The sequence below is a fragment of the Kribbella sp. NPDC051137 genome (assembly GCF_040682535.1).
Taxonomy (GTDB): Bacteria; Actinomycetota; Actinomycetes; order Propionibacteriales; family Kribbellaceae; genus Kribbella; species Kribbella karoonensis.
In genome coordinates, this window is record NZ_JBFBBI010000002.1 from 411,028 (window position 1) to 423,159 (window position 12,132).

The window sequence follows — 12,132 nt, forward strand, 5'->3', positions numbered from 1 at the left end:
TCAGTGAAAATGCCTTTGGGGTATGGGGTAATTGGCAGCCCGACTGATTCTGGTTCAGTTAGTCCAGGTTCGAGTCCTGGTACCCCAGCGGATTGGACCGCGCCGATGAAAATCGGTAAAGTTCAACCTCGTTGCCCGAGCCGCAAGGTTCGGATGACAAAACCTCTGGCCCCGTTGTGTAGCGGCCTAGCACGCCGCCCTCTCAAGGCGGTAGCGCGGGTTCGAATCCCGTCGGGGCTACCAGAGTGAAGGCCCTCGTCCTCGCGGACGGGGGCCTTCGTCATGTTCTGGACAGCTCAAGGTCTAAGCGCTTAGAGTCTAAGCGCTTAGACCTTCTCCCTGCGTGATGGAAAGGGGATCGCCATGAGGCGGAACCTCTTCGCTCTTCCGGCCGTGGCGGTCGCCGCGGCCCTGCTGCTGGCCGGCTGCGGCGGCTCGTCCGGCGGCAACGGATCCGGCAGCACGACGGCCGACCCCGGGCCTGAGACCGGGACGATCACGTTCACCGGTACCGACAACGCCGAGACCTACCAGCCGGTGATCAAGGCCTTCGAGGCGAAGAACCCGGGCATCAAGGTCACCTACACGCAGATCCCGTTCGACCAGTTCAACGCGACCATGCAGCAGCGGCTGAGCGCGAAGGACACCGGGATCGACGTCTACACCGTCGACGAGCCGCGGGTCTCGCAGCTCGCCGCGAAGGGGTTCCTCACCGATCTCAGCGACCTGGACGGCAAGGTGAAGGGCAGCTTCACCAAAGCGGCGTACGAGACCAACCACTTCCGCGACAAGCTCTGGTCGCTGCCGATGTGGAACTCGACGCAGTACCTCTTCTACAACAAGACCGCGCTCGCGAAGGCGAAGGTCACGCCGCCGACCGCGGACCCGCAGCAGCGCTGGACCTGGGAGCAGGTCGAGGCGGCCGGGCGGAAGAGCATGCAGGCGGGCGGCACGAAGTACGGCTTGTTCATGGAGCAGCCGGAGGCGTACTACCAGCTGCAGCCGCTGGCCGAGTCGCTCGGCGGCGGATCCGGGATCACCGGAGACGACGCGCTGACGCCGGCGATCGAGACCGACGGCTGGAAGAAGGCGATGCAGTGGTACGGCGCGACCTTCGCCAGCGGGTTGTCGCCGCGCGGGATCGGCGGGTTCCAGACCGGACCGGTGTTCTCGAACGGCGACGTGGCGTTCTTCGTCGGCGGCCCGTGGGACCTGAAGATCTTCGGCAGCTCGAAGATCGACTGGGGCGTCGCGCCGCTGCCGTACTTCCAGGGCGGCAAGCCGGTCACTCCGACCGGGTCGTGGTCGCTCGGCATCAACCCGGCCTCGAAGCAGCAGGGGATGGCCCGCAAGTTCATCGAGTTCGCGACGCTGGATCCGGCCGGCAACCTGGCCACCACGAGTACGACGACGATCATCCCGGCGAACCTGGACGCGCAGAAGCAGTACACCCCGAAGATGGACGCGTTCTCCGGCGCGAAGACGGTCGGTGCGGCGGCGATCACGGCGTACGAGAGTGAGCACACCGCGGTGTCGCGGCCGGTCAGCGTCGGGTACATCCAGTTCGAGGAAGTGCTGGGCAAGGCGTTCGCCGACATCCGGAACGGGACCAACTCGGATCAGCGGCTGCAGCAGGCCACTCAGCAGCTGAACGACGCTTGGAAGACCATCAAGTGAGACAGCGGCAGGGGCTGATCGCCCTGGCCTTCCTCGCACCGGCCTTGGTGTGCCTCGCCGTCCTGCGGATCGTTCCGGCGATCTCCGCGGTGGTGGAGAGCTTCTACACCGAGAGCCTGTTGCGCGGCGGCCGGGTGTTCACCGGGCTGAGCAACTACACGGATCTGCTGGGCAGCAAGGATTTCCGGCAGTCGGTCGGTGTCACGTTGCTCTTCACCGTGCTGGTGAACCCGATCCAGGTCATGGTCTCGTTCCTGCTCGCGGTGCTGTTCACCCAGAAGGCGGCCGGCTCGAAGCTCTGGCGGACGCTGGTGATCCTCCCGATCGCCACCCCGCCGGCCGTGTCGGCCGTCATCTGGAGCGTCATCTACCGCCCCGACGGCCTCGGGAACGGCGTACTCCAACGCCTCGGCCTGCCCGCACAGCCGTTCCTGACGTCGCCGAACCAGGTGCTGCCGTCGCTGATCGTGCTGCTGTCCTGGATCGGCGTCGGGTACTGGATGCTGTTCCTGATCGCCGGGATCCAGGAGGTCCCGGTCGAGGTCCGCGAGGCCGCGCTGCTGGACGGCGCCGGACCGTGGCGGCGGATGATCTCGGTGATCCTCCCGTTGGTACGGCGGCCGCTCGCGTTCGTGCTGGTCGCCGACACGGTGTCGAACCTGCTCGTGTTCGCGCCGGTGCAGATCCTGACCAAGGGCGGGCCGAACGGCAACAGCAACCTGTTGATGTACGACGTCTACAACCGGGCGTACGCGATCGGCGACATCCACGTGGCGAACGCCGAGGTGGTCATCCTGGTCGTGCTGACGCTGGCGATCGTGGCCGGGCAGTTCCGGCTGCTGCGAGGTGACCAGTGAAGCGCGCCAGTTTGTCGGTGCTCGGCGGGGTCGTCGGCATCCTGTTCTTCCTGCCGCTGCTCTGGGTCGTGACGAACTCGTTGCGCCCGGGCTCGGAGACGTTCGCGCATCTCAACCCGCTGTCCTGGCAGACGTTCTTCGAACTGCGCCCGACGCTCACCAACTACTCGGCCCTGCTGGGCAGTGAGATCGGCCGGGCGACGCTGAACTCGATCCTGGTCAGCGCGCTCACGGTCGCGATCGGGCTCGTGGTCTGCGCGACCGCGGCGTTCGGGCTGGCGGCGTTCGAGTTCCGTGGTCGCGGTCTCGTGTTCGGCATCGTCGTACTGAGCTTCCTGGTGCCGTTCGACGCGATCGCGATCCCGTTGTCGACGATGTTCCGGGACTGGCACCTGACCAACACGTTCACCGGGCTGGTGCTGCCGGGGATCGGGAACGGGATGGCGATCTTCCTGCTCCGGCAGTTCTTCCTGGGCGTCCCGGTCGAACTGGTCGAGGCCGGCCGGCTGGACGGGCTGGGATGGTTCGGCGTCTTCCGCTGGATCTACCTGCCGCTGTCGAAGCCCGCGCTGATCGGCGCCGGGCTGATGCTGTTCCTCTTCCAGTGGCAGGCGTACGTGTGGCCGCTGCTGATCGGTACCGACGCGAAACACATCCTCGGCCCGGTCGCACTGTCCAACCTGCAAGGCCAGAACTTCGCCGACTACGGGCTCGTGTTCGCGGGTGCCGTGGTCCTCACCGTCATCCCGTTGGTGGTCATTGCCGGCTTCCAGCGGTACTTCGTCCAGTCCGTGTCGAGCACCGGGCTCAAGTAAAGGAGATACGTGCGATCCCTCATCCTGGACACCGACATCGGTTCCGACGTGGACGACGCGATGGCGCTCGCGCAGTTGCTCGGCAGCCCGGAGATCGACCTCGCCGAGGTGCACACCGTGTACGGCGACACCCGGCTGCGGGCCCAGCTCGCCCGGCGGTACGGCGTACTCGCCGGGCGTGAGCTGACCGTCGTGCCGGGGCGCGTCGATCCGCTGTCCGGGCGGGACGTCTGGTGGGCCGGCCACGAAGGCACGCTGCACGACGGGCTGGCGGCCGAGACGATCAGCGCGGACAGTGCACCCGAGCGGCTGGTCGAGCTGCTGCGGGCGCGTCCTGGTGAGCTCGACGTGGCGGCGATCGGGCCGTTGACCAACATCGCGAAGGTGCTGCAGCTGGAGCCGCAGGCGGCGTGGTGGATCCGCCATCTGTGGGTGATGGGCGGGTCGTTCGGCGACGACGTGTGCGAGCACAACTTCAAGTCCGACGACCTCGCCGCGCGGATCGTGCTCGGTGCGGGGATCCCGACGACGATCACCGGGCTGGAGATCACCCGGCAGGTCACGATCGAGAAGGCCCGGCTGGAGCGGATCCGGGCGGCCGGTCCGCTGGGAGCGGCGCTCGGGGCGGACATCGAGCAGTGGTGGGCCTATTGGAACGAGACCTGGAACGTGCCGCACGATCCGGTCGCGGTGCTCGCGCTGAGCCGCCCGGAGCTGTTCACGTTCTCCAGACTCGGCCGGGTCTCGATCGAGGTCGGAGGAGAGCGTGCGGGGCACAGCACGTTCGCGGCCGACAGCGAGGGGACGGTGCGGATCGTGACCGCGGTCGAGGCCGAGGACGTGGCCGAGGAGATCACACGTCGGATCGTGGTCGCCGGTACGGCTTACGCTGTCGGGCGTGGGGAGATCGATGGCGACCGCGCGTGACGTCGCGGAGCGCGCCGGTACGTCGACCGCGGTGGTCAGCTACGTCTTCAACAACGGGCCGCGGCCGGTGTCCGCGGAGACCCGGCGGCGGGTGCTGGAGGCGGCCGCGGAGCTCGAGTACCGGCCGAACATCCTGGCCCGGGCGCTGAGCGCGGGCCGTACGTATTCGCTCGGGCTGCTGATCCCGCAGATCCGCAACCCGTACTTCGCGACCCTCGCCGAGCACCTGGAGAACTTCGCCCGGCGGCACGACCACCTGCTGCTGATCGGCGACTCGGCAGGCGACCCGGCGCAGGAGTCCGCGCACATCGGGTCGTTCATCGAGCGCAAAGTCGACGGCGTCGTTCTCGTCTCCTTGCTCGTCGAGCCGGCGATCCAGCGGTTCGCGGCGGCCGGCGTACCGGTGGTGGCCCTGCACCCGGTGCCCGACGGCGTCACGGTCTCGACGTTGTCGATCGACTACGTGGCGGGCGCCGAGGCGTCCGCGGATCACCTGCTGTCCCACGGCTACCGCACCCTCGGCGTCGTCACCGGTCCGGAGGAATCGCCCGGAACGGCGGAACACCGGCGCGGGATCGAACGCGCGCTCGTGGCGCATCCGCGGTCGACGGCGCGGTACGTCGCGGCGCCGGTGTCCCGGTTCGCGGCGCGGGACGCCGTACGGCCGTGGTTCCGGCAGAAGCGGCCGCCACGGGCGATCTACTGCTCGACGGACGAGCAGGCGTTCGGCGTCCTGTTCGCGGCCTGGGAGGCGGGGTTGCGGGTGCCGGAGGACGTGGCGGTGATGGGGTTCGACGGGACGAGCGAGTGCACGGTGACGGTGCCGCCGTTGGCCAGTGTGCGGCAGCCGATCGAGGAGACCGCGCGACAGGCGGTCGGGTTGCTGCTCGACCGGAGCAAGCCGGCGGCCGCGCGGCACGTGCTCGACTACGAGTTGGTTCCCAGTACGTCCTGCGGGTGTTAGGCAGGTGACGGGGTCTCGGTCGTCGTAGGGCCGGTGGCGGTCCGGCGTACCGACCAGGCGACGCCGATCAGTACGGCGCCCCAGATGAGGGCGGTGATGCCCAGGAGTACGGCGATGCTCACCGCGCCGGCGCCGGGGTTGGCGGCGAACAGGATGCCGATCAGCAGCGACAGCACGCCGTTCAGGACAAGGAGCCAGCGTGGCATCGGCAGGTGGCTGCTGAACGCGCCCGCGAGCTCGAAGATGCCGCGGACGATCAGCCAGATGCCGAGGATCCAGGTCAGCGTGGCCACGGTCATGCCGGGATGCACGATGGCGAAGAACCCCGCGAGCAGCGCGATCACACCGAGCACGATCAGCCAGAGCCGGCCGCCTTTGGACTCCGGCTGGAACGCCTGCGCGATCGATCCGATGCCGTCGGCAAGCGCCCAGATGCCCCACAGCAGGGCGAGCGCGATCGCCGTCGAGATCGGCCACGCGATCGCGAGGATCCCGAACACGATCCCCAGCACGCCCCGGACGAGCAGCATCTTCCAGCCGAGAGTCAACCAGTCCCGCTCCATGTCGGACCTCCTTGAGGGCTCGTAATCCTCATAGTGATCTCAGCTGCGCTCTGTGACAACAGCCTCTACGCTGGATCGATGGCAGTCGAGTTCAACCACACGATCGTGAGCTCTACCGACAAGCTGGCCTCCGCGCGGTTCCTGGCCGGGATTCTCGGGCTGGAGGAACCGACGAGCTACGGGCCGTTCGCCGTGGTCCAGCTCGGGAACGGCACCTCTTTGGACTTCGCCGAGAGCAACGGGCAGGTGCACGGCCAGCACTACGCCTTCCTGGTGAGCGAGGCGGAGTTCGACCAGATCCACGCCCGGATCGTCGAGCGCGGGCTGACCTACTGGGCGGACCCGTTCCATCGTCAGGAGGGTGAGATCAACACGAACGACGGCGGGCGCGGTCTGTACTGGGACGATCCCGACGGGCACAACCTGGAGATCATCACGGTCCCGTACGGCGGAGCCGCCTGAGTTCCGGCCTACTGTGGTCGGGTGGCACTTGCCGTCTGCCTGCTGTTCGACCGGCGCACCGACCGGCTGCTTCGGGCGTTGTGGGACCGCTTGGAGGATCTCGGCGTACCGACGCTGAGATCGCACACGCACGGCCGCCATGTGCCGCACCTGTCGCTCGCCGTACTGCGTGAGTGGGACCACGACGAGGTGACGAAGGCCGCCCAGCCACTGCTGAGTGAACAGTCGGCCGAGGTGTACTTCGATGCGCTCGGAACGTTCCGACGTGGACGAGCGTGGCTGGTGCCGGCTGTCGGCGCCGAACTTCTCCAGCTCCAACAGCAAGTGGTAGCAGCGGTCACGACAACCGGGGCCGACCTCCACCGCCACTACCAGCCAGGCAGATGGGTGCCGCACTGCACGGTCGCGCCCCGCGTTCCCCTCGCAGCGCTACCGACCCTGGCAGCGGCCGTCTACGACGTACTTCCTTTGGAAGCCACCGCTGCCCATCCCACCCTGATCGACAGCAGCACCGGGCGCCGCTGGCCGCTCTGAACTATTCGGACGCGCGGCGGAGGGCCTCCGAGAGGCGCTCGGCGGCGGCCATGACGGCCGGGGCGTGCATGCGGCCGGGCTGGCGGGACAGGCGTTCGATCGGGCCGGAGACCGAGACCGCCGCGATCACCTTGCCGCTGGGGGAGCGGACCGGGGCCGAGACCGACGCGACGCCCTGCTCGCGCTCGCCGACCGAGTGTGCCCAGCCGCGGCGCCGTACGCCGGCCAGCGCCGCCGCGTTGAAGGAAGCGTTGTGGAGGCCGCGGTGCATCCGCTCCGGGTCCTCCCAGGCCAGCAGTATCTGCGCGGCCGACCCGGCCGCCATGGTCAGCTGGCTGCCCACCGGCACGGTGTCCCGCAGACCGGACGGGCGCTCCGCGGCCGCGACGCAGACGCGGTACTCGCCCTGGCGGCGGAAGAGCTGTGCGGACTCGCCGGTGATGTCACGCAGTCGCGCCAGCACCGGGCCGGCGGTCGCGAGCAGCCGGTCCTCGCCGGCCGCGGAGGCCAACTCGCTCAGTCGCGGGCCGAGCACGAAGCGTCCCTGCATGTCGCGCCCGACCAGCCGGTGGTGCTCGAGAGCGACCGCGAGACGATGTGCCGTCGGGCGCGCCAGCCCCGTCGCCGCCACCAGTCCGGCCAGGGTCGCCGGCCCGGACTCGAGTGCGGACAGAACGAGAGCTGCTTTGTCGAGAACGCCGACTCCGCTAGAGTTGTCCATGAGACGATACTGCCGTCTCGAATCGTGGAACGCAAGTCGCTTCAGAGGCCCAATCGAGAGCACTGTGAGCGAAAGCACCTCACCACATACCTCAAAGGAGAAGTCTGATGGGTAGGACGTTGTCGGAAAAGGTCTGGGATGCGCACGTCGTGCGCCATGCCGACGGAGAACCCGACCTCCTTTACATCGACCTCCACCTGGTCCACGAGGTGACCAGTCCACAGGCCTTCGACGGTCTCCGGCTGGCCGGCCGACAGGTCCGGCGGCCGGATCTGACGATCGCCACCGAGGACCACAACGTGCCGACGTTCGACGTGGACAAGCCGATCGCCGACCCGGTGTCGCGGACCCAGGTGGACACGCTGCGGAAGAACGCCGAGGAGTTCGGCATCCGGATCCACACCCTCGGCGACCCGGACCAGGGCGTCGTGCACGTGATCGGCCCGCAGCTCGGCCTGACCCAGCCCGGCATGACCGTGGTCTGCGGAGACAGCCACACCTCCACGCACGGCGCGTTCGGCGCGATTGCCTTCGGCATCGGTACCAGCGAGGTCGAGCACGTGCTGGCCACCCAGACGCTGATGCAGGCCCGCCCGAAGACGATGGCCGTTACCGTCGACGGCGTACTGCCCGAGGGTGTCTCGGCCAAGGACCTGGTGCTGTCGCTGATCGCGAAGGTCGGCACCGGCGGCGGCCAGGGCTACATCGTCGAGTACCGCGGCGAGGCGATCCGGGCGCTCAGCATGGAAGCCCGGATGACGATCTGCAACATGTCGATCGAGTGGGGCGCGAAGGCCGGCATGATCGCGCCGGACGAGACCACGTTCGAGTACCTGAAGGACAAGCCGCACGCGCCGCAGGGCGTGGACTGGGAAGCGGCCGTCGAGTACTGGAAGAGCCTGGCCACCGACGAGGACGCGACCTTCGACCGCGAGGTCGTGCTGCGGGCCGAGGAGATCACGCCGTTCGTCACCTGGGGCACGAACCCGGGCCAGGGCGTCGCCCTCGCGGACGTTGTCCCGTCGCCGGACGACTTCGAGAACGAGAACGACAAGGTCGCCGCCGAGCGGGCGCTGGAGTACATGGGCCTGACCGCCGGTACGCCGCTGCGCGAGATCCACGTGGACACCGTGTTCCTGGGGTCCTGCACCAACGGCCGGATCGAGGACCTGCGGGCCGCGGCCGGCGTACTGGCCGGGCGGAAGGTTGCCGAGGGCACCCGGATGCTGGTGGTCCCGGGCTCCGGCCGGGTCCGGCTGCAGGCCGAGGCCGAGGGTCTGGACACGATCTTCAAGGACGCCGGCGCCGAGTGGCGCGGGGCCGGGTGCTCGATGTGCCTGGGCATGAACCCGGACCAGCTGGCCCCGGGGGAGCGCAGTGCCTCCACCTCGAACCGGAACTTCGAGGGCCGTCAGGGCAAGGGCGGCCGGACCCACCTGGTGTCGCCGTTGGTCGCCGCCGCGACCGCGGTCACCGGGACGCTGGCCGCGCCCGCCGACCTGCCGCCCGTCGCCGTACCCGCGAACGCCTGAGGAGCAAGGGAATCATGGAAGCCTTCACCCAGCACATCGGTACGGCGGCCCCGCTGCGCCGGAGCAACGTCGACACCGACCAGATCATCCCGGCCGTGTACCTGAAGCGGGTCACCCGGACCGGCTTCGAGGACGGGCTGTTCGCGGCCTGGCGCAACGATCCGTCGTTCGTCCTCAACCAGCCCGAGTACGAAGGGGTCTCGGTGCTCGTCGCGGGACCGGACTTCGGCACCGGATCCTCCCGCGAGCACGCGGTCTGGGCCTTGCTCGACTACGGGTTCCGGGTGGTCGTCTCGTCGCGGTTCGGGGACATCTTCCGCGGCAACTCCGGCAAGGCCGGCCTGCTGGCCGCGCTGGTGACGCAGGACGTTGTCGAGCAGCTGTGGACCGCGGTCGAGACCGACCCGGGCACCAAGGTCACGGTCGACCTGGAGAACAAGACGATCTCGGCCGGTGACGTCTCGGCACCCTTCGAGATCGACGACTACACGCGCTACCGGCTGCTGAACGGTCTCGACGACGTCGGCATCACGCTGTCGCACGCCGACGAGATCACCGCGTACGAAGCAACCCGGCCGTCCTTCAAGCCGGCAACCCTTCCCGCGAAGGCCTGAAAGCTCTCGCAGAGTTATCGTCCCCGTAACGTTCGAGGGGGCGGGGGCGATAACTCTGGTGTTACCCTTCTGGGGTTGTCAGAACAAGGCTTGCGAGACCGAGGAGGTGAGGACGCATGAACAACAGCGATCCCTCCAGACATACCGGTCTCGCTCGGCCTTCGGGGGACTGATCTTCCTCCAGTAGTTGTGGGGTCGGGCAGACGTGCGCTCATCACTCGCCTGAATCACCCGCATCTGGAGGACTCATGTCCGACCTGCGCCTGCGCACCTTCCGTGCGTTCAGCCGTACTCCGTCACTGCGTGCCGCCGCGCGCAAGCACGCCGCAGCCGTCGCCACCGCCGGGATCGAGCCGGAGGCCAAGCAGCAGCGCGATCCGCTGAAGCCCAAGGGGCACAGCGTCGTCGACAGCGCGATCTACTGCGGCGGCAACCGCGTCGCGTCCCCGCATTCGCTGGCCGACACCTACTCGGCGCTCCATGACGCGCCGCAGAGCCTGGCCTGGATCGGCCTGTACCGGCCGGACCGCCGCGAGCTCGCGTCGCTGGCGCAGGAGTTCGACCTGCACGAGCTGGCGATCGAGGACGCGAACGAGGCGCACCAGCGGCCGAAGCTGGAGCGGTACGGCGACACGTTGTTCGTCGTCCTCAAGGCCGCGCGGTACCGGGACGCGACCGAGGAGGTCGAGTTCGGTGAGGTGCACGTCTTCGTCGGCCCGGACTTCGTGGTGACGGTCCGCCACGCCGAAGCGCCGAACCTGGCCGCCGTACGGCGTCGTGTCGAACGCGATCCGGAGCTCCTCAGCCGCGGCGCCGAAGCGGTGCTGTACGCGATCGTGGACAAGGTCGTGGACGGCTACGCGCCGGTGGTCGCCGGTCTGGAGAACGACATCGACGAGATCGAGACCGAGGTCTTCCGCGGCGATCCCAAGGTGTCGCGGCGGATCTACGAACTGTCCCGCGAGGTGATCGAGTTCCAGCGCGCCACCCGGCCGTTGATCGGGATCCTCGAGCAGCTCCGCGGCGGCTTCCAGAAGTACGGCGTGGACGAGGAACTGCAACGTTCACTGCGGGATGTGGCCGACCACGTCACCGAGGTGGTGGAGAAGGTCGACGGCTTCCGCGAGCTCCTGCGCGACATCCTGACCGTGAACGCGACCCTGGTGGCGCAGCAGCAGAACGAGGAGATGAAGAGCCTCGCGATCGCCAGCAGTGAGCAGAACGAAGAGGTGAAGCGGATCTCTGCCTGGGCGGCGATCCTGTTCGCGCCGACCCTGATCGGCACCGTCTACGGGATGAACTTCGACAAGATGCCGGAGCTGCACTGGGAGTACGGATACCCGTTCGCGATCGGCCTGATGGCCTTGGTGTGTGGAGGTCTGCACCAGATCTTCAAGCGCCGCGGCTGGCTGTGAAGCCGGCGGCAAACAGCCGCCAAAACCTCTCCAGGGACCCGGATCGGGCCAAATTGTGGTCCGAATCGCCTAAAACAAGGCCAAATTGCCGCGTTGGTGTTTGTGCATGGCCTGTTCAGTCCATAACGTTCCTGTGAGATCGAGCGCTGTGCTCGACGCCTAGTGTTCACGGAGGGAAGCAGTGAACAAGAGCCAGTTGGTCGAAGCGCTCGCAGTGCACTTCGACGGAAACCGCCGCCAGGCCCAGCACGCATTGGAGTCGGTGATCGACACCGTCCAGCGCGAGCTGACCAAGAAGGGTGGCAAGGTCGCCATCACCGGTTTCGGTGCCTTCGAGGCCATCGAGCGTGGCGCGCGCATCGTGCGCAACCCGCGGACCGGTGAGACCAAGCGCGCCAAGAAGACCACGGTTCCGAAGTTCCGCGCGGGTGCGGAGCTGAAGGCTGTCGTCTCCGGCGCCAAGAAGCTGCCGAAGCTGGTAGCCCCGAAGCCGGCCGCGACCGCCACCAAGGCGGCTGCCCCGGCCAAGAAGGCCGCCCCGGCCAAGGCCGCTGCTACGAAGACCGCCGCTGCGAAGAAGACGGTCGCCAAGAAGGCCCCGGCCAAGACGGTTGCCAAGAAGGCACCGGCGAAGACCGTTGCCAAGAAGGCCCCGGCGAAGAAGGCCCCGGCCAAGAAGGTCGTCGCGAAGAAGGCGCCGGCCAAGAAGGCCCCCGCCAAGAAGACCGCGGCGAAGCGTACCGCTCGCTGATCTTCAGGCACTGCGGCGTACCGCACAACAGCGAAGGCCGGTCACCCCACTCCAGGGGATGACCGGCCTTCGCCGTTGTTCGGGGCAACTGTCTACAGGTGGGTGGCGAACTCCACCCGGGTGATCGCCAGCGTCGCACCCGAGCCGGTGGTCTCGATCCGGACCCGTTGGCCGACCCGCAGATGCCGCACCGGGGTGTCCGCGACGGCGTGCACCGTGAACGGGAGCTCGATCCCGCTGTCGGTCAGCACGGCCCCGGAGAACGTTTCACCGTCGTACTTGCTCACAGTCGCCTGCATG

The 12,132-nt window shown here is 68.1% G+C and carries 14 protein-coding genes and 2 tRNA genes; 13 read left to right on the forward strand and 3 right to left on the reverse strand.

The genetic code is table 11. From position 1 onward, the window contains the following. The first annotated feature begins 16 nt into the window (after window positions 1–16). The 7 genes from AB0M51_RS09370 (at window position 17) to AB0M51_RS09400 (ending at window position 5,240) form a co-directional block, all read left to right on the forward strand. A tRNA-Gln gene (locus tag AB0M51_RS09370) sits at window positions 17–88 on the forward strand. Between the two features lie 79 nt (window positions 89–167). Beyond that, a tRNA-Glu gene (locus tag AB0M51_RS09375) sits at window positions 168–243 on the forward strand. A 120-nt stretch (window positions 244–363) separates the two neighbouring features. Then, a complete protein-coding gene (locus AB0M51_RS09380) occupies window positions 364–1,677 on the forward strand; it encodes a sugar ABC transporter substrate-binding protein (protein ID WP_344188245.1) in 1,314 nt (437 codons plus the stop codon). Then, a complete protein-coding gene (locus tag AB0M51_RS09385; protein ID WP_344188244.1) occupies window positions 1,674–2,534 on the forward strand; it encodes a sugar ABC transporter permease in 861 nt (286 codons plus the stop codon). The genes AB0M51_RS09380 and AB0M51_RS09385 overlap by 4 nt, the downstream gene beginning before the upstream one ends. After that, the gene (locus AB0M51_RS09390) at window positions 2,531–3,349 is read left to right on the forward strand and encodes a carbohydrate ABC transporter permease (RefSeq protein ID WP_344188243.1); all 819 of its coding nucleotides are present in this window, start codon (window positions 2,531–2,533) and stop codon (window positions 3,347–3,349) included. Before AB0M51_RS09385 ends, AB0M51_RS09390 begins: the two co-directional genes overlap by 4 nt. Before the next feature lie 9 nt (window positions 3,350–3,358). After that, window positions 3,359–4,276 (forward strand): nucleoside hydrolase, encoded by a 918-nt coding sequence (locus AB0M51_RS09395; protein WP_344188242.1) that lies wholly within the window; start codon window positions 3,359–3,361, stop codon window positions 4,274–4,276. Next, window positions 4,248–5,240, forward strand: a complete 993-nt coding sequence (locus tag AB0M51_RS09400) for a LacI family DNA-binding transcriptional regulator (RefSeq protein WP_344188241.1) — start codon at window positions 4,248–4,250, stop codon at window positions 5,238–5,240. Before AB0M51_RS09395 ends, AB0M51_RS09400 begins: the two co-directional genes overlap by 29 nt. Here AB0M51_RS09400 and AB0M51_RS09405 read toward each other — a convergent pair. Next, window positions 5,237–5,803: an HdeD family acid-resistance protein gene (locus AB0M51_RS09405; protein ID WP_344188240.1), complete on the reverse strand. Its 567-nt coding sequence runs from the start codon at window positions 5,801–5,803 to the stop codon at window positions 5,237–5,239. The genes AB0M51_RS09400 and AB0M51_RS09405 overlap by 4 nt on opposite strands. Before the next feature lie 78 nt (window positions 5,804–5,881). Between AB0M51_RS09405 and AB0M51_RS09410 the strand changes: the two genes are divergently transcribed. After that, the gene (locus AB0M51_RS09410; protein ID WP_363748746.1) at window positions 5,882–6,265 is read left to right on the forward strand and encodes a VOC family protein; all 384 of its coding nucleotides are present in this window, start codon (window positions 5,882–5,884) and stop codon (window positions 6,263–6,265) included. 21 nt (window positions 6,266–6,286) lie between these two features. Further along, on the forward strand, window positions 6,287–6,799 hold the full coding sequence (locus AB0M51_RS09415; protein WP_344188238.1) for a 2'-5' RNA ligase family protein: 513 nt from the start codon (window positions 6,287–6,289) through the stop codon (window positions 6,797–6,799). 1 nt (window position 6,800) lies between these two features. Here the strand turns inward: AB0M51_RS09415 and AB0M51_RS09420 are convergent, their stop codons facing one another. Further along, the gene (locus tag AB0M51_RS09420) at window positions 6,801–7,520 is read right to left on the reverse strand and encodes an IclR family transcriptional regulator (protein ID WP_130387568.1); all 720 of its coding nucleotides are present in this window, start codon (window positions 7,518–7,520) and stop codon (window positions 6,801–6,803) included. 107 nt (window positions 7,521–7,627) lie between these two features. On the opposite strand from AB0M51_RS09420, the gene leuC reads away from it, so the two are divergent. The 4 genes from leuC (at window position 7,628) to AB0M51_RS09440 (ending at window position 11,832) form a co-directional block, all read left to right on the forward strand. Further along, window positions 7,628–9,052, forward strand: a complete 1,425-nt coding sequence (leuC, locus tag AB0M51_RS09425) for a 3-isopropylmalate dehydratase large subunit (RefSeq protein WP_344188237.1) — start codon at window positions 7,628–7,630, stop codon at window positions 9,050–9,052. A 14-nt stretch (window positions 9,053–9,066) separates the two neighbouring features. After that, window positions 9,067–9,666, forward strand: a complete 600-nt coding sequence (gene leuD, locus AB0M51_RS09430; RefSeq protein ID WP_344188236.1) for a 3-isopropylmalate dehydratase small subunit — start codon at window positions 9,067–9,069, stop codon at window positions 9,664–9,666. Between the two features lie 248 nt (window positions 9,667–9,914). After that, window positions 9,915–11,081 carry a magnesium/cobalt transporter CorA gene (gene corA / locus AB0M51_RS09435; RefSeq protein WP_344188235.1) on the forward strand — a complete coding sequence of 389 codons (1,167 nt, stop codon included), beginning with the start codon at window positions 9,915–9,917 and terminating at the stop codon, window positions 11,079–11,081. Window positions 11,082–11,262: 181 nt separating this feature from the next. Further along, entirely contained in the window at window positions 11,263–11,832 is a 570-nt protein-coding gene (locus AB0M51_RS09440; protein ID WP_131291739.1) for an HU family DNA-binding protein, read from the forward strand. A 92-nt stretch (window positions 11,833–11,924) separates the two neighbouring features. Here the strand turns inward: AB0M51_RS09440 and AB0M51_RS09445 are convergent, their stop codons facing one another. Then, window positions 11,925–12,131: a hypothetical protein gene (locus AB0M51_RS09445; protein ID WP_344188234.1), complete on the reverse strand. Its 207-nt coding sequence runs from the start codon at window positions 12,129–12,131 to the stop codon at window positions 11,925–11,927. Window position 12,132: the final 1 nt, after the last annotated feature.